The sequence below is a fragment of the Pseudomonas sp. UTLPPB19802 genome, assembly GCF_059730225.1.
The window spans coordinates 6,409,943-6,432,696 of the sequence record NZ_AP048545.1; the positions used below are offsets into that span (position 1 = coordinate 6,409,943).

Annotated in this window: 18 protein-coding genes; 6 read left to right on the forward strand and 12 right to left on the reverse strand. The window is 62.3% G+C overall.

Annotated features, from left to right (window positions below):
• Positions 1 to 38: 38 nt before the first annotated feature.
• The 9 genes from AC6I6U_RS28045 to AC6I6U_RS28085 form a co-directional block, all read right to left on the reverse strand.
• Positions 39 to 3,635 (reverse strand): glycosyltransferase, encoded by a 3,597-nt coding sequence (locus AC6I6U_RS28045; protein WP_497879227.1) that lies wholly within the window; start codon positions 3,633 to 3,635, stop codon positions 39 to 41.
• Between the two features lie 116 nt (positions 3,636 to 3,751).
• Entirely contained in the window at positions 3,752 to 5,329 is a 1,578-nt protein-coding gene (locus tag AC6I6U_RS28050) for a flagellar hook-associated protein 3 (RefSeq protein WP_497879228.1), read from the reverse strand.
• 13 nt (positions 5,330 to 5,342) lie between these two features.
• The gene (flgK, locus tag AC6I6U_RS28055) at positions 5,343 to 7,403 is read right to left on the reverse strand and encodes a flagellar hook-associated protein FlgK (RefSeq protein ID WP_497879229.1); all 2,061 of its coding nucleotides are present in this window, start codon (positions 7,401 to 7,403) and stop codon (positions 5,343 to 5,345) included.
• Between the two features lie 10 nt (positions 7,404 to 7,413).
• Complete coding sequence (gene flgJ, locus AC6I6U_RS28060; protein ID WP_497879230.1) at positions 7,414 to 8,715, reverse strand: flagellar assembly peptidoglycan hydrolase FlgJ; 1,302 nt, start codon at positions 8,713 to 8,715, stop codon at positions 7,414 to 7,416.
• A 10-nt stretch (positions 8,716 to 8,725) separates the two neighbouring features.
• Positions 8,726 to 9,835 carry a flagellar basal body P-ring protein FlgI gene (locus AC6I6U_RS28065; protein ID WP_497879231.1) on the reverse strand — a complete coding sequence of 370 codons (1,110 nt, stop codon included), beginning with the start codon at positions 9,833 to 9,835 and terminating at the stop codon, positions 8,726 to 8,728.
• Between the two features lie 12 nt (positions 9,836 to 9,847).
• Positions 9,848 to 10,543: a flagellar basal body L-ring protein FlgH gene (gene flgH, locus AC6I6U_RS28070; RefSeq protein ID WP_497879232.1), complete on the reverse strand. Its 696-nt coding sequence runs from the start codon at positions 10,541 to 10,543 to the stop codon at positions 9,848 to 9,850.
• A 53-nt stretch (positions 10,544 to 10,596) separates the two neighbouring features.
• Positions 10,597 to 11,382, reverse strand: a complete 786-nt coding sequence (gene flgG / locus AC6I6U_RS28075; protein WP_497879233.1) for a flagellar basal-body rod protein FlgG — start codon at positions 11,380 to 11,382, stop codon at positions 10,597 to 10,599.
• Positions 11,383 to 11,428: 46 nt separating this feature from the next.
• Positions 11,429 to 12,169: a flagellar basal body rod protein FlgF gene (locus tag AC6I6U_RS28080; protein WP_497879234.1), complete on the reverse strand. Its 741-nt coding sequence runs from the start codon at positions 12,167 to 12,169 to the stop codon at positions 11,429 to 11,431.
• A gap of 255 nt (positions 12,170 to 12,424) precedes the next feature.
• Complete coding sequence (locus AC6I6U_RS28085) at positions 12,425 to 13,981, reverse strand: sigma-54-dependent transcriptional regulator (protein WP_497879235.1); 1,557 nt, start codon at positions 13,979 to 13,981, stop codon at positions 12,425 to 12,427.
• Positions 13,982 to 14,305: 324 nt separating this feature from the next.
• Between AC6I6U_RS28085 and phhA the strand changes: the two genes are divergently transcribed.
• The 6 genes from phhA to AC6I6U_RS28115 all read left to right on the forward strand — a co-directional run bounded on the left by phhA (position 14,306) and on the right by AC6I6U_RS28115 (position 18,642).
• Positions 14,306 to 15,091: a phenylalanine 4-monooxygenase gene (gene phhA, locus AC6I6U_RS28090; protein WP_497879236.1), complete on the forward strand. Its 786-nt coding sequence runs from the start codon at positions 14,306 to 14,308 to the stop codon at positions 15,089 to 15,091.
• 102 nt (positions 15,092 to 15,193) lie between these two features.
• Entirely contained in the window at positions 15,194 to 15,550 is a 357-nt protein-coding gene (locus AC6I6U_RS28095; RefSeq protein ID WP_497879237.1) for a 4a-hydroxytetrahydrobiopterin dehydratase, read from the forward strand.
• Complete coding sequence (locus AC6I6U_RS28100; RefSeq protein ID WP_497879238.1) at positions 15,550 to 16,743, forward strand: amino acid aminotransferase; 1,194 nt, start codon at positions 15,550 to 15,552, stop codon at positions 16,741 to 16,743. The genes AC6I6U_RS28095 and AC6I6U_RS28100 overlap by 1 nt, the downstream gene beginning before the upstream one ends.
• 194 nt (positions 16,744 to 16,937) lie before the next feature.
• Positions 16,938 to 17,069, forward strand: coding sequence for a hypothetical protein (locus AC6I6U_RS28105; RefSeq protein WP_497879239.1), 132 nt, complete (start codon positions 16,938 to 16,940; stop codon positions 17,067 to 17,069).
• 85 nt (positions 17,070 to 17,154) lie between these two features.
• A complete protein-coding gene (locus tag AC6I6U_RS28110) occupies positions 17,155 to 17,337 on the forward strand; it encodes a hypothetical protein (RefSeq protein WP_497879240.1) in 183 nt (60 codons plus the stop codon).
• 99 nt (positions 17,338 to 17,436) lie between these two features.
• Positions 17,437 to 18,642, forward strand: coding sequence for an MFS transporter (locus AC6I6U_RS28115; protein WP_497879241.1), 1,206 nt, complete (start codon positions 17,437 to 17,439; stop codon positions 18,640 to 18,642).
• 195 nt (positions 18,643 to 18,837) lie between these two features.
• Here AC6I6U_RS28115 and arfB read toward each other — a convergent pair whose 3' ends face one another.
• The 3 genes from arfB to rluB all read right to left on the reverse strand — a co-directional run bounded on the left by arfB (position 18,838) and on the right by rluB (position 22,589).
• Positions 18,838 to 19,251: an alternative ribosome rescue aminoacyl-tRNA hydrolase ArfB gene (gene arfB, locus AC6I6U_RS28120; RefSeq protein WP_497879242.1), complete on the reverse strand. Its 414-nt coding sequence runs from the start codon at positions 19,249 to 19,251 to the stop codon at positions 18,838 to 18,840.
• 87 nt (positions 19,252 to 19,338) lie between these two features.
• Positions 19,339 to 20,760 (reverse strand): amino acid permease, encoded by a 1,422-nt coding sequence (locus AC6I6U_RS28125; protein WP_497879243.1) that lies wholly within the window; start codon positions 20,758 to 20,760, stop codon positions 19,339 to 19,341.
• A 608-nt stretch (positions 20,761 to 21,368) separates the two neighbouring features.
• Positions 21,369 to 22,589 carry a 23S rRNA pseudouridine(2605) synthase RluB gene (gene rluB, locus AC6I6U_RS28130; RefSeq protein ID WP_497879244.1) on the reverse strand — a complete coding sequence of 407 codons (1,221 nt, stop codon included), beginning with the start codon at positions 22,587 to 22,589 and terminating at the stop codon, positions 21,369 to 21,371.
• Positions 22,590 to 22,754 lie beyond the last annotated feature (165 nt).

Consider the following 22,754-nt stretch of genomic DNA (forward strand, 5'->3'; position numbering starts at 1 on the left):
GCGCCAGCTCCGTGGGGACAGGAGAGCCAGCGCTCACATCAATCGGCCAGCCAGCCCTGTTCCCAGTAGCGGACGTTATCACCGCGCAACATGTAGTCGCGCAGGACGATCTCGCGCAACTCGTCACCCATGCGGTAGCTTGCATCGGGATCGGCCAGGTGCATGCGAATGGCCTGGAGCCACTCGTCGGTGGTATTGGTCTTGACTCGCGTGCACGGCAGGTAGCCGGCATAGGCCTTGGTGTCGCTGCAGACCACCGGATAGCCACATGCTCCATACTCCAACAGCCGGAGGTTGCTCTTGCAGTCGTTGAAGATATGAAACTCCAACGGAGCCAGGGCGAGGTCCAGGTTCAGGCTCGCCAGCTTCCTCGGATAATCCTTGAGATCAATGACGCCATGGAACTGGTGCATGTACGGCCGCAGCTCCTCCGGGCACATGCCGAAGAATACCCAGTCCACCTCGTTGGCCAATTCCCGCACGACATCGGCGATAACCGCAAGGTCGCCGGCATGGCTGGTTCCACCGCCCCAACCGACCCGAGGCTTCTTGCTGGTCCGGCGCTGGCTCTGCAGGTCACTCCACATGTGCGGCGCAAGCATGTTCGGGACGACGCGGATGTCCTGGTGCATCGAAGACAGCGCGTCGGCGAGCGGTTGGGTCGACACCACGACTCGATCGCACAGACTTATACCGCGCCGGATCAGGCGCTCCATTTCATCGCGTTGTGGCAGGTTGCGGATATGCCCGTTCTTGCGCGGCGGATCGATGACATAGTCATCGAGTTCATAGATGCGTCGGGCGTTGCTGTAACTCATCAGCACCGCGATCTCCTCGATCGGCAATGCCGTGTAGCGTCCCTGCTGGACGATGACGTCAGGAGACTGACGTGCGACCTCGATGATCGACGGCAGAGTGTAATAGGTGCGGCCAATGGCTCGCCCAGACGCTTCCAGCTCGATCAGCGGCTGGGTTATCCGATAGTGACCGACAGCCGAGGCGTTGATCGGCAACGCCATGATTTTCGGCAGATGCGGCGCGGAAAACGGACTCCAGCCATCGCGCAGACCAGGTTCCAGACTGAAGCTCGAACCGTTCAGGCTGTCCAGCGTCAAGCTCGGGTTGTAGGCCGGGTCACGGGCAACGATCGGCAGCCAGCGCTGGTAGAAACTCTTTTCCTCGTTCTGTCGCTGCGTCTGCTCCTCGACTTCCAGTACCACGCCAGGGACAGCACCCATGGCCAGTTGTGCGAACGGCGTCCAGACCACCAGATGGTTGCTCTGGCCGACCCGCAAACAGAAATCCACCTCGTTGAGGGTGTGGGCAAAACTCTGCTCGTCCAACCCGCCAAGGCTGTCGAACAGTGACTTGCGCACCAGCATGCAGTCGGCACCGACGGCACTGAGGTCATGCACAGCCTGGAGCCGGTACATGTAGCCGGCGGCCTGCATCACCTCGCCGTAGAACGGCAAGCCGGCCGGCCCCCGTAGCCCCAGGATCACGCCAGCATGCAGCACCCGCCCTTCCGGGCTGAACAACTTGGCACCGACCACGCCAACTTCCGGACGCTGGGCCTGGGCCAGCATCTCATCCAGCCATTGGCCATTGGTGATCACCGCATAGGGATTGAGCAGCAGCAGGTATTCGCCACGGGCCTGCTGCGCGGCGAAGTTGCGCACAGCCGCCGCATTACCCTGTTGTGGACAGGACAGCACGCGCAGGCGTTCACTGCCCAGTTCGGCCATGCCCTCGAACCAGGCCCGGGCCTCGGCACTCTCGCTGCCATTGTCCACCAGCAGCAGCTCGTATTCGGCATAGCCGGTACGCTCCAGCAGAGTATCGATACAACGCTGCAGGGCCGCGCATTGATCCTTGCTGACCAGGATGATCGACACCAGCGGACGACTGGCATGCACATACTCGACACGCGTGAGCGGCGAGTCATCGCCTACCTGAATCCGGTGGGCAACACCCAGGCGATTCAGATGAGCTTCGGTCACCCGCGGAGCAAGCTCCAGCACCTCGGGCGACGACAGCCACTTGGAGAATGAGAACAGCGACTCCAGCTGGACCTCGGCAATATGGTGCACCGCGCGGGTACCGTCGCTTTCCACCATACGCCAGAGCAGATCCTGGGGCGCCAACTCGCCCTGCACGACATCGAAGCCGTCCAGCTCCACGAAGCCCTTGCGCTGAAAAGCCAGCGCACGCCCGACGTAGGGATAGCTACGCATCAGGTCAAGATTGAACTGCGGCTTGAACACCGGCCCGGCAGACTCGCCGTCGCGCAAGGCGCCTTCGTCGCTGTAGGCACAACGGATCGCCGGATTGGCAAGGATACGCTCGGCCAGCACCAGCAGCGCCGGCTCGCGCAGACGATCGCCAGCGCGCAACAGATAGAACCAGTCGCCACCGTCGAGCTGCGGCAGCAGCCCATTCAACTGCTCGCGCCAATCATCCGCCAGCGGCAGGTGGAAGACCTTGCCGTGCAGACTCGCTTCGGTACAGGTGGCAGACAGCACCAGCGTCAGTTCCGGGGCATAGAGCTGCTCCTCGAGGCTGCGCAAGGTAATCCCCAGGCTGGAACTGCCGCCCTGCTCGTCGATCACCACCGGCACGATCTTCGGCTGCCAGGCCCACCCCGCCAGGGTGTCGGACAACAGCTTTTTCTGCGGTTCCGGCAAGGTCCGGCAGGACAACCATTCGCTATACAACTGGCTGAAGCTCTCACTGGCAATACCAACGCGCCAGGGCTGCGTGGTCTGCTTGTTGCCCAGGGTACGGCTCAGCGGCAGTTCATCCCACTCACGCGGCAGGCCGACGGCACTGGCCAACGGCAGGAACCGCACCCAGCCCGGAGCTGGTGCCGATTCGCCACTACGCGCTTTGAGCATCTGCACCAGCCATTCCATCTCCGTGACTGCGGCATCCTTCATCGCCTGCTGGTGACTCATGCGCTCCGGGTACAGACGCTCGATGCTCAACACGTTGTTCAGCATGGCCAGCGTGCCGCGCCGGAACAGGCAGATATAGAGGGCCAGGTCGAGGGAGGCGATAAAGCAATGTCCCGGCTGGGTAAGAGCCGGCAGCAGTTCGACCAGGTCGGAACGCCGAAACATCGCACTGGTCAGTCCGCCAAAGAAATTCACCGGAAAGTTTTCGCAGATGGCCAGCAGGTCTTCGCCCTTGAACAGCCCGGACGCCGGCGACAGCGCGGTATTTTCCAGGCGCGATGGCAATTGCAGGTCGTCGGCGTCCCAGAACAGACGCTGGGCAAGCACCAGGTTGACGTCCGACTGCTCGATGAAGACCTGGGTCTGCTGCGCGAGAATGTCGGGTAGCAACTGGTCGTCGTCCATCAGGAACTTGACGTACTCGCCCCGAGCCTGTGCCAGACAGGCATGCAAGTTGCCGATATAGCCCAACGGCTGCGGGTTGCGCACATAACGCACGACCCTGCCACTGCGCTCACTCAATGCCAGAACCGCCTGCTCGATCTCATCGCCACGGCTGTCGTCGCAGACGATAATCTCGAAATTGCCATAAGCCTGGGTCAGCAGCCCACCAAGGGCCTTGGAGAAAAACCGTGGACTGGAGGCGGGAATGGCGACACTGACAAGCGGCATAGGGTTCACGGCAGGACTCTCGAGCGGAGGGTTCCCTTCCGGCCGGAAGGGCCCCTGAAGCCGCTGAATGCAGCGGCTGGCAGACGATACTGGGCAACGAGGGGGCGCTGGCGCGCCCGCTGTCGTCAGATCTTGTTGAACAGGCCCAGTTGGCTGACCTTGCTGAAAGCCAGTTGAGCGGCCTGCAACATGGTCTGCTGCAGGGTCAGGCGGGTCATCACTTCGGCAGGATCGGAGTCGCGGATCGCCTGTTGGCTGCTGGTATTGGCCAGGGTCAGGCTCTGGTTGGTGGCGGCCTGGTTATCCAGCGCCGATCCACGCGAACCGACCGTGGTGATCGCCGAGCCGGTCTGGCTGAACGCACTGTCGATGTTGCTGATCCCGGCGTTCATGGTCGCCAGTTGTTTCTGCTGGGCCACCGGATCGCCATCGACCGAAGTGTTCAGCGCGGTGATCATCGACGACAGGGTGTCCAGGATGTTCTGGGTCTGGTGATTGTTGGACTGGACCATGAACTGGTCGCCGGCCGACGCCGCACCACTGAAGGTGAAGGTCACCCCGGCCGCCGTAATGGTCTGCGCCGCAGGTGGCGCAGCCATGGTACCGGAGGAGATCGGCTGGCTGGTCGAGCTGATTGGCGTGGCGTACACGTCATAGGCGCCACCGGCACCGAACTTGATGGTCGCGCCACCGTTGGGGAAGGTGCTGGTGTAGGCCGTCTGGTTGGTGGTGGTCGCGCCGGTGACCACGGTGGTCGACGGGTTGCCAGCACTGCGAGTGGTGTTGAAGGTGTCCGGTTGCGCAGCCAGGGTGAAGGTATGGCCAGCAATCACGGTATCCGCCACATCACCCGACTTCAGGTTGATGTTCAGGGCCAGGTCGACGCCACGGAAGTTGACCGTCTGGTTGGCGCCGCTGCTATTGCTGACGACACCGTTCTGCGTCGCTTCGGAGGTCACGTCGTTGCCAGCACCATCGGTGATCTTCAACTGCGTGCTGCTGAGGAAGGTCACGGTGTACGGCTGGCCGGCAGTGAACTTGGCATCATAGGTGGCGCTGTTGCTGACCAGGCCGTTGGACAGGGTCACGCGTCCGTCGTCGACTGCGGGTGCGGTCATGGTGGCGCTGGTGCGCGCGGTATTGATGGTCTGCTGGAACGCTTCCCAACCGGTGATGTTGCTGCCCAGCGACAGGTTTTCACCCACCTGCAGGCTCAGCGTGGACTGATCACCGTTATAGCTGTAGGTACCGTCAGCGTTGGCGGTATAGGGTGGCGTGCTGGTATTGGAACCGCCGAACAGGTAGTTGCCGTTGGAGTCCTGGCTGTTCATCAGGCCGAGGATGGTCTGCTGCAGTTGCCCCAGTTCCTGGGCGGCCGCCTTGCGATCGGTATCGGTCTTGGTGCCGTTATTGGCTGCCAGGGCCAGCTCGCGGGCACGCTGCATCGCGTCCTGGATCGAGCTCAGCGCAGTTTCGCTCTGGCTGTACTGGGTCTTCAGGGCGCTGGAGTTGGTGCCGTACTGGGTCAGCGCGGCGCTTTGCTGGCCCAACTGCAACAGACGCGCGGCACCGACCGGATCGTCGGCGGCGGTGTTGACCTTGGTCAGGCTGCTCGCTTCGGCTGCACTCTTGAGCATGCCGTCGTAGCCACGCTGGTAGTTGGCGGCGGTCGTTTCGTAATACTGGGCGGTGGAAATGCGCATGGATTACGACTCCTTAAAGACTGTTGATCAGCACGCTGAAGGTTTCCTGGGCCGCCTTGATGATCTGCGAAGAGGCGGTGTAGTACTGCTGGTACTTGACCAGGTTGCCGGTTTCTTCGTCGAGGTTGACCCCCGACAATGAATCCCGGGCGCCCTTGGCGGTGGTCAGCACGGTGGTGGTCGCACTGCTGTCGGACTTGGCCTGGGCGGCCTTGGTACCGACGTTGGAAACCAGCTTGCCGTAGGCGTCCGACAGGCTGATACCTTGACTGGTGGTACCGGTGTCGACCGTTTTCTTGGTCTGAAGAGCAATCAGGGCGGCGCTGTTGCGATTGTCCGAAGAAGCGGCACCGGTCATCGAGATGGTGTAGCTTTCGCCGGCTTTCGGGTTACCGCCCACGGTGGTCTGCACGGTGAACGTCTTCTGGACCGCGGGGGTGACCGTGTTGTCCATCACCGGGTTGCCGGAGGCGTCGACCATGTTGATTTTCAGGTTCAGGGTGTTGCCCTGGCCCGGCACGATGGTGCCGGTGCCCATGACGTTACCCTTGGCGTCGGTCAGGGTATAGCCCTGGGTACCCGCCGCAGCGCCGGTACCGGCGGCGTCGAACACCAGCTTGACCGGCGTGCCGTACTTGATGGCGTCCTGCAGTTGCGCGTTGTTGGTGGCGCTGGAAGTGCCCAACTGGTCGACCAGCACCGGCTGGGTGTAGGTCCCACCGTTGTTGGCACTGGTCACACCGGTCAATGGCGCTGCGGCAGCAATGCTCTTGGAGTCGGTCATGACCATCTGGATGTCACTGGCACCGGCGCGGGTCGGGGTGACCTTGAAGCTGTCGCCGGCAGTCATCGGCGTGGCGCTGTTCGGGTTCAGGGTGAAACCGTCGATCACCGGCGGCGGCGTGGTCGTGGTGCTGAAAGAGCCCATGTCGGTGCCGTCGGAACGCTTGACCGAGTAGTCCGTACCGTTGGTGAAGGTCACCTGGTAGTCGTAGGTAGTCAGCGCGCCGGTGTTGCTGATGTTCACGTTGAGGTTGCCGGAAGCCGGGTTGTTGGTCGACTTGGCGATACTGCGCTGGCTGACCAGCGTGGCGCTGTTGATATCGTTGAAGATCGCCGTACCGAAGTTGCCGTTCTTGTCGATGCCCTGGGCGTTCTGCTTGTTCATCTGGTCGGAGAGGACCATGGCCACGCGCCCCAGCTCGTTGAGCGAAGGATTCAGCACTTCGGTGCGATAGCGCAGCAGCCCGCCGATCTCGCCGCCACTGACCGTATCCGTGATGTCGATGGTGCTGGAGGCACGGTTCAGCTGCAGCGCGTAACGGCTCGGGTCGTCCTTGCTGGGCACGGCCGCCAGGGTGTTGGTGGAGTTGCCCATGACCAGCGGCTGGCCGTTGGCCAGGTAGACGTCATAGTTGGAGCCACGCTCGGTCACCGAGGTACCGACCAGTTCGGACAGCTGGCGCACGGCCTCGTTACGCTTGTCCATCAGGTCGTTGGGCGCACCGGCGGACGGAGAAATCTTGGTGATCTGCTCGTTGAGCTGGGCGATGCTGGTCGCCAGCTTGTTCACCTGGTCGGCCATGTCCGCCAGGTTGGTGTTGATCCCGGTGTTCTGGTCGTTGAGCTGCTTGGCGATGGAGTTGAAGCGATCGCTCAGGGCCTTGGCGCTGCTCAGGGTGTTCTGGCGGGAAGCATCGTCGGTCGGCGTGGTCGAGACCGACTGCAGCGCGGTGAAGAAGCTCTGCAGGGACGCGGTCATGCCGGTATTGGTGTCCGACAGCATCGAGTCGGTCGGCGTCACCTGGGCCAGGTACGACGAGGCATCGCTGTTGAGCGAGGTCGCGGTATGCAGCTGCGATTCCAGGTAGGAACTGTAGACCCGACGCACATCGGCCAGCGTGGTGCCGGTGCCGATGAAGACGTTGCCATATCGCTGCGAGGCCGCAGTCGTCTGCACGGTCTGCTGACGCGAGTAACCGGCCGTGTCAACGTTGGCAATGTTGTTACCAGTAGTCGTCAGGGCCGAGCTGGCAGCGTTCAACCCCGTCATCCCGATATTGAGCAAACTCATGATTCAGACCTTATAAATTCGTGGAAGCGCTCGTCGCCGCAGCGTAGTTCTGGTAGCTCTTCATCTGTTTTGCTATTTGCGTGATCTTGCTGGCGTAGTCCGGATCGGTTGCATAGCCGGCCTTTTGCAGCTCACGCACAAACTGTTCAGGTTTATCGGCCGACTTCAGCACATCTTGATAGCGACTGTTGCTTTGCAGCATCGTGACCAGGTCATGGAAGCTGTCCTGGTAGGAATCATAGGAACGGAAGTCCGCTGTTTCTTTGACCATCTGCCCATCGCGGAATTCACTGGTAATGGCCCGCGCCTGCGGCCCCTGCCAACTGCTGCCGGCCTTGATGCCGAACAGGTTGTGACTGCTGCTGCCGTCCTGCTGGCGCATGACCGACTTGCCCCAACCGGTTTCAAGCGCGGCCTGGGCCACCAGGTAACGAGGGTCGACCCCGATGCGCTTGGCAGCCTGCTCGGCCATCGGCAGCATGGTTGCGACGAATTCGTCCGCCGAGCTGAAGGCGCGCTTGGCCGGCGCCAGCGGCGGCTGGGCCACCGCGCGGCTGTAAACCTGCATTCGCGACGCTGGTACGGCAACGCTGCGGGTCGCCATGTTGTCACTCTTGAGCGCTGCATCGGCGGAGGCGCTGTTGCGCTCCGGTACGGCATAGCCGGCTGCAGCGACCTGGCTGGCGTCGGCGGACGGCACCAGGCCGGCCAGCAGCCGGTCGGTCAACTTGCTCGGCAGCGACAGGCGACGCGCGTTGAGCTTGGCCACGTCGTTGCGCGCGGTGCCATCGCTGGCGGTGCCGTGGGCGACTCTGGAGGCCCACAAGGCATGCTGGCCATTGGAACGGCTGAACGGCGAGCCCGGTGTCGAGGTAACGGTGCCGGCAGCGATCGGCGTTTCCACCGATGCAGCGGCCGGCGTATCGGTCGCCGTGGCGGGCGGACCAACGGTCAGCCCACTCTCGGACGGACGCAAGCCTTTTTCCTTCGACATCTGACGCATCAGTACGTCGGCCAGGCCGATACCACCGCCCTGACGGGACATGGTCACCGCCAGTTGCTGGTCATACATTTCCTGATACTGCTTGGCCGCGGGCGTGTTGAGCGGGTTGTCCTGGCCCAGCACTTCAGTGGCCGAACGCATCGACTTGAGCATCTGGCTGAGAAACAGCGATTCGAATTCCTGGGCGACCTTGCGCAGGTTGCCGTCGCTGGTCCGGTCGCCGACCTTGAGGTTGTTCAGACGATTGAGGTCGGTATAGGCCCCCGAGTCGCTGGCATTGACGATCCCGCTGTTACGAATATCAACCATGGAATCGTCCTCAGATCACGATCAGGTCGGCTTGCAGCGCGCCAGCCTGTTTCAAGGCTTCGAGAATCGCCATCAGGTCGCCTGGCGCCGCACCCACCTGGTTCACCGCACGGACGATTTCGTCCAGGGTGGTGCCCGGACCGAACTTGAACATCGGCTTGGCTTCCTGCTGTGCATTGACCCGCGAGCGCGGTACGACTGCCGTGGTGCCATTGGACAGCGGGCCCGGCTGACTGACGATCGGGTCCTCGGTGATGGTCACCGTCAGACTGCCATGGGTCACCGCTGCCGGCGAAACCTTGACGTTCTGCCCGATCACGATGGTGCCGGTACGCGAGTTGATGATGACCTTCGCTACGGCCTGACCCGGATCGACCTCGAGGTTTTCCAGGATCGAGATGTAGTCGACACGCTGGCTCGGATCCAGCGGCGCGGTGACTCGCACCGAACCGCCGTCGATAGCCTGGGCCACGCCTGGGCCGAGCATGTCGTTGACCTTGTCGACGATCCGCTTGGCGGTGGTGAAGTCGGAACGGTTGAGGTTCAGGGTCAGGCTGTTGCCCTGGTTGAAACCGCTCGGTACCGCACGCTCGACGGACGCACCGCCAGGAATACGACCGGCCGACGGAACGTTGACGGTGATCTTCGAACCGTCACGCCCTTCGGCGTCGAAACCACCCACCACCAGGTTGCCTTGGGCGATGGCGTAGACGTTGCCATCGATCCCCTTCAGCGGCGTCAGCAGCAGCGTACCGCCACGCAGGCTCTTGGAGTTACCGATGGAAGAAACGGTGATATCCACCATCTGGCCCGGCTTGGCAAACGCCGGCAGGTCGGCACTGACCGACACCGCCGCGACGTTCTTCAACTGGACGCTACCGGAGTTGGCCGGCACCTTGATGCCGAACTGCGACAGCATGTTGTTGAAGGTCTGCAGGGTGAACGGGGTCTGGGTGGTCTGGTCACCCGTACCGTTCAAGCCCACCACCAGGCCATAGCCGATCAACTGGTTGGAACGTACGCCGGAGATGCTGGCGATGTCCTTCAACCGCTCGGCCTGGACACTGAAGGCGGTCGACATCAGCAGCACGGCCGCCATCAGATGCTTGAAGTTGAACATGATCGTCGGCACCTAGAAAGGCCAGAGTGGGCTGAGGAAGAAACGGTCGAACCAACCCGGCTGACTTGTATCGGCAAAGGAGCCGGTACCCGAATAGGTGATGCGCGCATCGGCCACGCGGGTGGACGGTACGGTATTGTCAGTGGCGATGTCGTCGGCCCGGATCAGACCGGCGATCCGCACCAGCTCATCGCCGGTGTTGAGGGTCAGCCACTTCTCGCCACGTACCGCAATGATGCCATTGGGCAGCACATCGGCCACGGTCACGGTGATCGAACCGGTCAAGCTGTTGCTCTGGCCAGCCTTGGAAGTGCCATCGGTGGCACGGGTACCGCTGTAGCCGGCGTTCAGGGTGAGGTCGCCACTGCCCAGCGGGTTGTTGGTGTTCGGCACACTGCCAAACAGCGAAGTCAGCCCCAGGCTGTTGGAGCTTTTCTTCGACAGGTTGGAGTTGGCGTTCTTGCTGGCCTGGGTGGCTTCGTTCAGGGTGATGGTGATGATGTCACCGACCCGGAACGCCTTGCGGTCGCCATACAGGTTCTGTTCGAAACCGGCCTGGTAGATCGAGCCGTTGTTCGCCGCGGCAGGCAACGGGGTGCGCGGCAACACCGGTGCGTAGTACGGGTCATTGGGCTTGGGCGGCGGACTCACGCACCCGGCCAGCGCCGCCATCCCACTCAGCGCGAGAACAGAAAACAACCGATTCATGACCCTTACCTCACGGTGTTGCAGGCGACCCCGAGGCCGCCATATAGACTTGATTACAGATTCTGCGCGACGAACGAGAGCATCTGGTCGGCGGTGGAAATCACCTTGGAGTTCATTTCGTAGGCACGCTGGGTGGTGATCATGTTGACCATCTCCTCCACGGTGCTGACGTTCGAGGTTTCCAGGGTGCTCTGCTCGGTGGTACCGAAACCGTTCAGGCCCGGAGTGCTGACCTGGGGCGCACCGCTGGCGGCGGTTTCCAGGAACAGGTTGCCACCGACGGCCTGCAGGCCGGCCGGGTTGATGAAGTCGGCGGTCTGCAGGTTGCCGATCACTTGCGAGGCCGGGTTGCCGGCGGTGGTGATCGAGACGGTACCGTCCTTGCCGACAGTGAAGGTCTGGGCGTTGTTCGGGATCACGATCGCCGGCTGCAGGGCGAAACCTGCGGCAGTAACGATCTGGCCGGTGTTGTCCAGGTGGAAAGTACCGTCACGGGTGTAGGCCGTGGTCCCGTCCGGTTGCAGGATCTGGAAGAAGCCACGGCCGTTGACCGCGATGTCCAGCGGCTGGTCGGTGGTCTGCAGGCTGCCGGCGGCGAAGTTCTTCTGGGTGCCGACGATGCGTACACCGGTACCCAGTTGCAGGCCCGACGGCAGCTCGCTGTCCTGGGTCGACTGGGCGCCAGGCTGACGCTTGATCTGGTACAGCAGGTCCTGGAATTCGGCACGATCACGCTTGAAGCCGGTGGTCGAGACGTTGGCCAGGTTGTTGGAAATGGTGGTCAGGTTGGTGTCTTGCGCCGCCAAACCTGTTTTTGCAACCCATAGAGCCGGAAGCATTCTGTTCTCCTTCGCGCGCCTGTTTTACGGCGCTACGTTGTGGTGATTAGCTGATCTGCAAGACCCGAGCCATTGCCTGGTCATCGTCTTTGGCGGTGTTCATCATTTTGATATGCAACTCGAACTGCTTGGACAAGGCCAGCACCGCGGTCATCTCTTCGACGGCATTAACGTTGCTCGCCTCGAGGAAACCCGACTCCAGCTTGACGTTGGCATCGGCGACCGCCGGCTGCCCATCCTTGGTGTGGATCATGCCGTCCAGGCCCTTGGTCATGGACTTGGGATCGGGGTTGACCAGCTTGATGCGGTCGACCACGGCCACGACACGCGGCCCCTCGCCCATCGAGCGGATGCTGATGGTGCCGTCCTGGCCCACTTCGATCTTCGACTCGGGCGGCACGGCGATCGGGCCGGCGTTGCCGATGACCGGCATGCCGTTGCCGGCACGCAGCACGCCCAAGGCGTCAATATTCATGCTCGCGGTGCGCACATAACCTTCGCCGCCATCCGGCGTCTGGACCGCCATCCAACCGTTGCCGCCCACGGCCACGTCAAGATCACGCCCGGTTTCCTGCATCGCGCCCGGCGAAAAGTCGGTTGCCGGCCGTTCGGACATGGCGAACGCCCGCGCCGGAAAGACGTCACCGAATACTGGCATCGAACGCGCCTGCTCCAGGTCACGCTGAAAACCGCTGGTAGAGATGTTCGCCAAGTTGTTGGCATGCGCCTTTTGCGCCAGCGCGTTCTGGCTGGCGCCGGTCATTGCCACGTAAAGGTACTTGTCCACAGTCTTTCCTCTTGCTGACGGACGTTTGCCGCCCACCGCTGTACGGCGAGAGCCTTAGCAATTTTTGCACCAACATTCCATTGCGCCCCGTAAACCCCAGTCCAGCCGGGGCTGTAGCAGCCAAAGGAGCTTTTCCAACCTTGGGTGCAAAGACGAAAAAACGGCGCTGTCATGCCGCTAGCGGCAAGCATCGGTCAGAGGTGCAATCGCCAGGCCACTCCTGGCTCACGAACAAGTCCCTTTCGAATCCTGGGTTCAATCTTCCTTGCCGACGGCATGGGCCTTGAGCTTGTTGGCGATGGTGGTGTGGGAAACCCCCAGTCGCTTGCCCAGCGACCGGCTGCTTGGGTGTTCGGAATAGAGCCGTTCCAGCACCGCCTTCTCGAAACGCCCGACGATCTCGTCCAGGCCGCCCTCCAGGGAAAAGTCCCCGAGTGGCTGGCGTACGCCGTAATCCGGCAGCCGGATATGCTCGGCCTTGACCAGGCCGCCATCGCACAGCGATACCGCCTGGAACAGCACGTTTTCCAACTGACGGACGTTGCCCGGCCAGTGGTAATGGCTCAATCGCTCCATCGCCGCCGGTGCCAGCCTGGGCAGCGAGCAACCGATCTGCCGGCTGGCCTGGTCGAGAAAGTGTTCCACCAAAGGGGTCAACCCATCCAGGCACTCGCGCAACGGCGGAATATGGAGCGACAACACGTTGAGCCGGTGATAGAGGTCCTGGCGAAACTCACCGCGAGCGCACAGTTCCGACAGGTCGACCTGGGTCGCGCAGATCACCCGCACATCGAGGTAGACCTCCTCGTCACTACCCACCCGGCGGAACCCGCCATCCTGCAGAAAACGCAGCAGCTTGGCCTGCAGCCGCGGACTCATCTCCCCGACCCCGTCAAGAAACAGCGTACCGCCGGCCGTCAGTTCCAGCAGGCCAAGCTTGCCCTCGGCCCGCGCCCCCTCGAAGGCACCGGGGCCGTAGCCGAACAACTCGGTTTCGGCCATCGACTCCGGCAGGCCCGCACAGTTGAGTGCCATCAATGGCGCCTGCCCACGTGGACTGGCCAAGTGGCAGGCGCGGGCCAGCAACTCCTTGCCGGTACCGGTTTCACCCTCGATCAGCAACGGCGCATCCAGCGGCGCCATGCGCCGGGCTTCACGCACCACCGCCGCCATCACTCGCGAGCTCTGGAAAATGCTGTCAAAACCGCGCAGCTCCTGCTTGCGCACGTTGTAGATCCGTTCGCCGACCTGATCGGCGCGGTGCAGTGTCAAAACCGCGCCGGCCATGGCCTCGCTGTCTTCGTGTTCGGGCTGCAGTGGCGCGATGTCCGCCAGAAACACGTCACCCTTGACCTTGACCCGCAGGCCATTGATTCGCGACTTGTTGCTGCGCACCAGTTCCGGCAGGTCGAAATCCGGCGCGTAGCGGGACAAGGCGATCCCCGGCACCTCGTCGACCCGCACCCCGAGCAACTGTGCCGCCGCCCGGTTCGCCGCAACGATGCAGCCGCCCATGTCGATGGACAGCACCGGAAACTCCAGCGCCCCCAGCAGCGCATTGAGTTCCATGTGCCGCCGCTCGCTGGGCATCAGGCCGACCCGCTTCACGCCAAACACCCCGGCGATGGTTTCGAACTTCGGTCGCAGGGCCTGGAATTGCAGGTTGATCAGATTGGGACAGTGCAGGTAGATCGCATTGCCCTGGTCACCGCCGACCTCCCCCCGTGCGACGTTGATGCCATAGTCCACCAACAGGTTGAGGATATCGCGAAGGATGCCGATGCGGTTCTGGCAGTGCACTTTGATACGCATGAAAAAAGCTCGGGAAGAGGTTCAGGACGACTGCGCAACTGGAACTGGATCGCCCGACCTCACGGGTCTCACGGACCAATCCGACAACTTTTTAGGTGGCATCGCAGTTTTTCGTAAAGATTACGTGACAGACATCCGCAACACCACCCCGGAAAAAAGCCACCCACACGCAGTATCGCCACATTCGTAACGATTACTTTACAGAAACACCCTCTATAACAACTCTCCCTGGGCGGTGACCCAATGTATTCAGCGCCCAACCGGATCCAAACTGGGACACGAAGCTGGACATAACAAGAACGATCCCTCTAGCAGGAGAGCTGTATGAAGCAGACGCAATACGTGGCTCGCGAGCCCGATGCGCAAGGGTTTATCGACTACCCGGCCGCCGAGCACAAGGTGTGGAATACCCTGATCACCCGCCAGTTGAAAGTGATCGAGGGCCGTGCCTGCCAGGAATACCTGGACGGAATCGAAAAGCTCGGCCTGCCCCATGACCGGATTCCCCAACTGGGCGAGATCAATGCGGTGCTGGCCGCGACCACCGGCTGGCAGGTCGCACGGGTGCCGGCCCTGATTCCTTTCCAGACCTTCTTCGAACTGCTGGCCAACAAGCAGTTTCCAGTGGCCACCTTCATTCGCACCGAAGAGGAACTCGACTACTTGCAGGAACCGGACATCTTCCACGAGATCTTCGGCCACTGCCCGCTGCTGACCAACCCCTGGTTCGCCGAATTCACCCACACCTACGGCAAGCTTGGCCTCAAGGCCACCAAGGAGCAGCGGGTGTACCTGGCGCGCCTGTACTGGATGACCATCGAATTCGGCCTGTTGGACACGCCACAAGGCCGGCGCATCTACGGTGGCGGCATCCTCTCCTCGCCCAAGGAGACGGTCTACAGCCTGTCCGACGAACCCGAACATCAGCCGTTCGACCCGCTGGAAGCCATGCGCACGCCGTACCGCATCGACATCCTGCAGCCGGTGTACTTCGCCCTGCCAGAACTCAAGCGCTTGTTCGACCTGGCCCATGAAGACATCATGGGACTGGTCGAGCAGGCCATGCAGTTGGGTCTGCACACCCCGAAATTCCCGCCCAAGGCCGCCTGAGCGGCGACTTGCGGCCATTCCCCAAGAGCCCTCGCGCCGATGCCAGCGAACGGCATCGCCGAGGGGCGTGCAACGAACAAGAACGACAGACAGGAAAACACCATGAGCACTCTTACCCAAGCCCACTGCGAAGCCTGCCGCGCCGATGCCCCGCAGGTCAGCGATGAAGAACTGCCGGTACTGCTCAAGCAGATTCCGGACTGGAATATCGAAGTTCGCGACGGCATCATGCAGTTGGAGAAGGTCTACCGCTTCAAGAACTTCCAGTTCGCGCTGGCCTTCACCAACGCCGTCGGTGCCATTTCCGAAGCCGAGGGCCATCATCCGGGCCTGTTGACCGAGTGGGGCAAAGTCACCGTGACCTGGTGGAGCCACTCCATCAAGGGCCTGCACCGTAACGATTTCATCATGGCGGCACGCACCGAAGAGGTCGGCAAAACCGCCGAGGGCCTTAAATAATGCATTTCACCGCCATCGCGCGCGTACCAGGCGACCCGATCCTCGGCTTGCTGGAGGCTTATGCCCAGGACCCGAACCCGAACAAGTTCGATCTCGGCGTGGGTGTCTACAAGGACGCCCAAGGCCTGACGCCCATCCTGCAGTCGGTCAAGCTGGCCGAGCAGAAGCTGGTGGACGGGCAACCGAGCAAGTCCTACATCGGCGGCCATGGCGACCTGCGTTTCGGCAGCCTGTTGTGCGAGCTGGTGATGGGCGCGGATTCGCCGCTGATCGCCGAGCGTCGGGTCGGCGCCACCCAGACCCCGGGCGGCACCGGCGCCCTGCGCCTGAGCGCGGACTTCATCGCCCAGAGCCTGCCGGGACGCGGCATCTGGCTCAGCGATCCGACCTGGCCGATCCACGAGACCATCTTCAACGCCGCCGGCCTGAAGATCAGCCACTACCCCTACGTCGGTGCGGATAACCGCCTGAACGTCGACGGCATGCTGGCCGCGCTGGAGCAGGCGCCCAAAGGTGACGTGGTGCTGCTGCATGCCTGCTGCCACAACCCGACCGGCTTCGACCTGTCCCACGCCGACTGGCAGCGGGTCCTGGAAGTCGTGCGCCGGCGCGAACTGCTGCCGCTGATCGACTTCGCCTACCAGGGCTTTGGTGACGGCGTCGAGGAAGATGCCTGGGCGGTGCGCCTGTTCGCCAGGGAACTGCCGGAGGTGCTGATCACCAGCTCCTGCTCGAAGAACTTCGGCCTGTACCGCGAACGCACCGGGGCCCTGCTCGTCTGCACCGCCGACGCGGAAAAACTGCTGGATGTACGCAGCCAGCTGGCGGCGGTGGCGCGCAACCTCTGGTCCAACCCGCCGGATCACGGTGCGGCGGTGGTGCTGACCATTCTCGGCGACCCCCAGTTGAAGAAACTGTGGAGCGAGGAAGTCGAAGCCATGCGCACGCGGATCGCCCAACTGCGCAGCGGCCTGGTCAAGGCGCTCCAGCCCCATGGCCTGGCGGAACGCTTCGCCCATATCGGCGTGCAACGCGGCATGTTCTCCTACACAGGCCTGTCGCCGGCCCAGGTGCAACGCCTGCGTGACGACTACAGCATCTATATGGTCAGCTCGGGCCGGGCGAATGTCGCCGGCATCGACGCAACCCGTCTGGATGCCCTGGCCGAGGCAATTGCGGCCGTCTGCAAGTAGACGACCTGGCATGAGCGGGCTTGCCCGCTCATGCCCGACCAGGCCATCGCCGAGCCTTCCCGCGACGAATGACTGGCCTGCATGAAAGATAAAAAATCTTTCTGTCACGTCCAGTGCTGTATCCTTCCCTGGCTTTTTAAAAGCGCGGATCTACCCAGCGATTTAAAAAACAGACTTTGCAAGGAGTGACGACGATGCACGAAATACCCAACTTCCCCTTCCCGAGCCTGCACGAGACTGAGCAGAAAACCCCGCAACAAGCCAGCGCTGAACAGCCTGAAACGACCGAGGCTGCCGACAGCCTGAAGGCCGACAGTAACGACTGAAGCCTGCAATAGCTGACCGTGTGAAAAAACCACTCTTGATGTTTTTTCACACGGCCAGGCAGGTCCGAATCCCCAGGAACATGCCGTGACCGACACCTTCGACGAATCCCAGGCCAACCTGCTGATCGGCGCAGCCGAACAGATGATCACCCTGTGGAACAACCTGCCCGAGGAAAAACAGGCCGCCCTGCTCGCCCGTTTCGGCAGCCAGGAAAACGCCCTGGCCGCACTGGTGACCACCCGTTTGTTGGCGCAGCCGCAGTCCTGATGATTTCTCCTGCGTTTTTTTCGATTTAACCCCCTACAAGTCCCTTAGCCTCGTTATCATAAGCAGCCTATCTTTCCCCTTCGCTGCCACGGTGAGTCTTTGCCCACGTCAGATTCCCAGCGCCCGCTCGCGGTGACGCTGCAAGTCGTTTCCATCGTCCTGTTCACCTTCATCGGCTATCTGAACATCGGCATCCCGCTGGCGGTGCTGCCGGGTTACGTCCACAGCGAACTGGGCTTTGGCGCAGTCATCGCCGGCCTGGTGATCAGCGTGCAGTACCTCGCCACCCTGCTCAGCCGCCCCTACGCCAGTCGGATCATCGACAACCTGGGTGCCAAGCGTGCCGTCATCTATGGCCTGGCGGGCTGCGGCCTGAGCGGAGTATTCATGCTGCTGCCCAGTTTCCTGCATGGAGCGCCGAGCCTGAGCCTGGCCAGCCTGTTCATCGGCCGGCTGATCCTTGGAAGTGCCGAAAGCCTGGTGGGCTCCGGTTCGATTGGCTGGGGCATCGGCCGGGTCGGCGCGCAGAACACCGCCAAGGTGATTTCCTGGAACGGCATCGCCAGCTATGGCGCGCTGGCCATCGGCGCACCGCTGGGGGTGTGGCTGGTCAACCAGTTGGGACTGTGGAGCATGGGCGTCAGCATCCTGCTGCTGGCGACCATTGGCGTGTTGCTGGCCTGGCCGAAGCAGGCAGCACCGATCGTGGCCGGTGAACGCCTGCCGTTCCTGCACGTGCTCGGCCGGGTGCTGCCCCATGGTACCGGGCTGGCGCTGGGCTCCATCGGATTCGGCACCATCGCGACCTTCATCACTCTGTACTACGCCACCCAGCACTGGGGCAACGCGGTATTGTGCCTGAGCCTGTTTGGCGCGAGCTTCATCGGCGCCCGACTGCTGTTCGGCAACCTGATCAACCGTCTCGGCGGCTTTCGCGTGGCGATCGCCTGCCTGTCGGTGGAAACCCTGGGGCTGTTGCTGCTGTGGGTCGCCCCGGACGCCCATTGGGCCCTGGCAGGCGCGGCGCTGAGTGGATTCGGCTTCTCGCTGGTGTTCCCGGCACTGGGCGTGGAGGCGGTCAACCTGGTGCCGGCCTCCAGCCGTGGCGCGGCGGTGGGCGCCTATTCGCTGTTCATCGACCTGTCGCTGGGCATCACCGGCCCACTGGTCGGTGCGATTGCCGCCGGCTTCGGCTTCGCCTCGATCTTCCTGTTCGCCGCGCTGGCGGCAGTTTCCGGCCTGTGCCTGAGTGTCTACCTGTACCGCCAGGCGCCCAGGAGCCGGGAGCAGCGCGACCAGGCCTGAATACCTGTGGCGAGCGGACCTGTGGCGAGCGGGCTTGTCGGATCGCCGCACCGCCGCTCTGGGCTGTAAAGCAGCCCCAAAACCCCTCATCTCGGTACATCAGGCAGAGCCGGGTTGCCTGTTTCAGGGCCGCTTCGCGCCCCAGCGCGGGCAAGCCCGCTCGCCACAGGCCAGCTCGCCACAGGCCTTTCAGATTCAGTAATCGACCTTGCCGCGACCGGCCTTGATCGCCCCGCGCTGTGACTTGCCATCCAGGCGACGCTTTTTCGAGCCCAGCGTCGGCTTGGTCGGCCGGCGCTTTTTCTCGACCTTGGTCGCTGCCTGGATCAATTCCACCAGGCGCAACAGGGCATCGGCACGGTTCTGCTCCTGGGTCCGGTACTGCTGGGCCTTGATCACGACCACCCCGTCGCTGGTGATGCGGCTGTCACTCAGGGCCAGCAGGCGCTCCTTGTAGAACGGCGGCAACGATGACGCCGGAATGTCGAAGCGCAGGTGCACGGCGCTGGAGACCTTGTTGACGTTCTGCCCACCCGCCCCCTGGGCACGGATGGCCGTCCATTCGATCTCGTTGTCCGGCAGTTGCACAGTGTTGGAAATGACCAGCATGGGAAAAACGTCCGACCTCGGGAATATTCAGGATACCGAAATGACAAACCCGGCGCAGGGCCGGGTTTGTCCGTTGCAAGCAGGCGGTTACTTCAGCGCGGAGCTGGCGGTCGGCAAGCCCTGCTGGCCGCTGCGGCGGTTCTTGATGCCATAGCAACCCCACATGAACACCAGCCACACCGGAATCGCGTACACCGAGACCTGGATGCCCGGGATCATCAGCATGATGCCAAGGATGAACACCACGAACGCCAGGCAGACATAGTTGCCGTACGGGTACCACAGCGCCTTGAACAGCGGCGTCTGCCGGGTGCGGTTCATGTGCTGGCGGAACTTGAAGTGCGAGTAGCTGATCATCGCCCAGTTGATCACCAGGGTCGCCACCACTAGCGACATCAGCAGCTCCAGCGCATGTTGCGGTATCAGGTAGTTCATCAGCACCGCGATGAATGTCACCACCGCCGATGCGAGAATCGACAGCACCGGCACGCCACGCTTGTCGATGCGGGCCAGCGCCTTCGGTGCATCACCCTGCTCGGCCATGCCCAACAGCATGCGGCTGTTGCAGTAGGTACCGCTGTTGTACACCGACAGCGCCGCAGTCAGGACCACGAAGTTGAGGATGTGCGCCGCAGTGTTGCTGCCCAGCATCGAGAACACCTGGACGAACGGGCTGCCGCTGTAGGCATCGCCGGACGCGTTGAGGGTGGCGAGCAGGCTGTCCCAAGGGGTCAGCGACAGCAGCACGACCAGCGCGCCGATGTAGAAAATCAGGATGCGATAGATCACCTGGTTGATGGCCTTGGGGATCACGGTCTTCGGCTTGTCGGCCTCAGCTGCGGTAAAACCGAGCATTTCCAGTCCGCCGAAGGAGAACATGATGATCGCCATGGCCATGACCAGGCCACTGACGCCATTGGGGAAGAACCCGCCGTGTTCCCACAGGTTGCTCACCGAGGCCTGTGGGCCGCCATGGCCGCTGACCAGCAGGTAGCTGCCCAGGGCGATCATGCCGACGATCGCAGCGACCTTGATGATTGCGAACCAGAACTCGGCCTCGCCGAAGACCTTCACGTTGGCCAGGTTGATCAGGTTGATCAGCACGAAGAACGCTGCGGCCGAAACCCAGGTCGGGACGTCCGGCCACCAGTAGTGGATGTACTTGCCGACCGCAGTCAGCTCCGACATGCCCACCAGGATGTACAGGATCCAGCAATTCCAGCCCGACAGGAAACCGGCGAAGCCGCCCCAGTACTTGTGGGCGAAATGGCTGAAGGAGCCGGCGACCGGCTCCTCGACGATCATCTCGCCGAGTTGGCGCATGATCATGAAGGCAATGAAGCCGCAGATCGCGTAGCCGAGGATCATCGACGGCCCGGCGGATTTCAGCACTCCGGCCGAACCGAGAAACAGGCCGGTACCGATGGCACCACCCAGGGCGATCAGCTGGATATGACGATTTTTCAGGCCGCGCTTAAGCTCGCCCGAAGGAGGAAGGGTTCCACTCATTGAAAAGGGTCTCACGCAAGGTTTGATGATGTTCGTTGGGCGTCGAGTTATCAGCGATAAGCGATAGACGAAGCCCTGGGGACAAACACCAGGCCACAGCGTGGACGCCAGGCATTCAGAGGGCAGCGATTACGAGGATTGTTACCAGTCATGCGTCACCTGTTTGTTTTTATCTGTGACGAAATCGAACCCATCGTGCTTGTGACAGGATGGAGTGAACAAGGCGGATAACCTTGAGGGTATTGGCCTTCGGGGCGTCGCAAGGCAGCCACCGGACAGCACAATGCGCGATTACGCAGTGGGGTCACAGTTAAAACGGCGCGCATTGTACACCGCCAGACCACTACCGGCAGGTAGGGGGATATCACACAGCCATGGCTGACATGGGGCAAGGGGGGCCATCGAGGCAAAAACGACGGCCAGCTCGACACTCGGCAATTATCCCTTACAGGGTGCTACAGCCAATGAATCCAGGGGGTTTAACCGGATAATTCGTAAAAATTTAATGACAGTCTGTAACGAAAATTTTCCACATGGAGCAGCAAAAAATTTCTGCAAAAAAAAACGCCAATCCGAGGATTGGCGTTTTTTTTCAAGGCATCCGGCGCTTATTCAGGCTTGCGCCGCCCGAAACCTGGACGCTGGCCGGAACCGGACGGTGCACCGCGACGCTTGCCCGAAGGCGCGCCATTGTCCACCAGGCCGATGCCGGGACGCTTGGACTTCGGCGCCGGTTTGCCCGGACGCTTGCTGTCCGCCGGACGATCTGCCACTGGCGTGCCGCGGCTCGACTCGCCACGGCCACCGGCAGGACGCGGGGAACGCGGGGCGCGCTCGCCATCCTGACGACCGGCCGGCTTGCGCGACGGGCGCTCGCCTTCGATATGCGGCTCGCGAGCAGGACGTTCGGCACCTGCCGACTCGCCGAGGGCAGGACGCAGAGTCCGCACGCGTTCGCTACGGGCCATCGGCCGCGAGGATTTACGCTGCATCCGCTCCAGCTTGTCCTTGCTCTTGGCATTCAGTTGCGGCATCGCCACCGGCGTCAGGCCGACTTCGGCACTGAGAATGTCGACTTCGTACTGGCTCATTTCGCGCCAGCGGCCCATCGGCAGGTCGGAGTTGAGGAACACCGGACCGAAACGCACGCGCTTCAGGCGGCTGACCACCAGGCCCTGGGATTCCCACAGGCGACGAACTTCGCGGTTGCGACCTTCCATCACCACGCAGTGGTACCAATGGTTGAAGCCTTCGCCACCGGGTGCCTGCTGGATGTCGGTGAACTTGGCCGGGCCGTCTTCGAGCATGACCCCGGCCTTGAGGCGTTCGATCATCTCGTCGTCGACTTCGCCACGCACGCGCACCGCATATTCGCGGTCCATCTCGTAGGACGGGTGCATCAGGCGGTTGGCCAACTCACCATCGGTGGTGAACATCAGCAGACCGGTGGTGTTGATGTCGAGGCGACCGATGTTGATCCAGCGACCTTCTTTCGGCCGTGGCAGCTTGTCGAACACGGTCGGACGGCCTTCCGGGTCGTCACGGGTGCAGATCTCGCCGTCGGGCTTGTTGTACATGATCACCCGGCGAACGGACTCGGACGCCTCTTCGCGCTTGATGACCTTGCCATCGATGGTAATGGCGTCGTGCAGGTCGACGCGCTGGCCGAGGGTCGCCCCGGCGCCATTGACCTTGATTCGGCCCTGGCTGATCCAGCTTTCCACATCACGGCGCGAGCCCACGCCGATACGGGCGAGGACCTTCTGCAGTTTTTCGCCTGCGGGGCGGATAGGTTGGCTGTCCTGGTCTTGCAGATCGTTGTCACTCATCTGGGCACCTCCCGGTGTGTCGATTCAGGCCTGGCCTGATAGAGATAAAATACTGTTCTGGACGAATGGGTTCGTCGAAGGGCCGCGAATCATACGCGGATCTTCGACGTTACGCATCAGAGAGTAGCAGTTGTCTGTCGGCTGGAGGTGGAAAGCCCTGTTCGC

Coding starts and splice junctions, on each gene's coding strand:
- AC6I6U_RS28125 (WP_497879243.1), bottom strand. CDS start 20,760: ATGAGTGGAACCCTTCCTCCTTCGGGCGAGCTTAAGCGCGGCCTGAAA.
- rluB (WP_497879244.1), bottom strand. CDS start 22,589: ATGAGTGACAACGATCTGCAAGACCAGGACAGCCAACCTATCCGCCCC.
- arfB (WP_497879242.1), bottom strand. CDS start 19,251: ATGCTGGTCATTTCCAACACTGTGCAACTGCCGGACAACGAGATCGAA.
- AC6I6U_RS28050 (WP_497879228.1), bottom strand. CDS start 5,329: ATGCGCATTTCCACCGCCCAGTATTACGAAACGACCGCCGCCAACTAC.
- AC6I6U_RS28100 (WP_497879238.1), top strand. CDS start 15,550: ATGCATTTCACCGCCATCGCGCGCGTACCAGGCGACCCGATCCTCGGC.
- flgK (WP_497879229.1), bottom strand. CDS start 7,403: ATGAGTTTGCTCAATATCGGGATGACGGGGTTGAACGCTGCCAGCTCG.
- flgJ (WP_497879230.1), bottom strand. CDS start 8,715: ATGGTTGATATTCGTAACAGCGGGATCGTCAATGCCAGCGACTCGGGG.
- AC6I6U_RS28095 (WP_497879237.1), top strand. CDS start 15,194: ATGAGCACTCTTACCCAAGCCCACTGCGAAGCCTGCCGCGCCGATGCC.
- phhA (WP_497879236.1), top strand. CDS start 14,306: ATGAAGCAGACGCAATACGTGGCTCGCGAGCCCGATGCGCAAGGGTTT.
- flgG (WP_497879233.1), bottom strand. CDS start 11,382: ATGCTTCCGGCTCTATGGGTTGCAAAAACAGGTTTGGCGGCGCAAGAC.
- flgH (WP_497879232.1), bottom strand. CDS start 10,543: ATGAATCGGTTGTTTTCTGTTCTCGCGCTGAGTGGGATGGCGGCGCTG.
- AC6I6U_RS28085 (WP_497879235.1), bottom strand. CDS start 13,981: ATGCGTATCAAAGTGCACTGCCAGAACCGCATCGGCATCCTTCGCGAT.
- AC6I6U_RS28065 (WP_497879231.1), bottom strand. CDS start 9,835: ATGTTCAACTTCAAGCATCTGATGGCGGCCGTGCTGCTGATGTCGACC.
- AC6I6U_RS28105 (WP_497879239.1), top strand. CDS start 16,938: ATGCACGAAATACCCAACTTCCCCTTCCCGAGCCTGCACGAGACTGAG.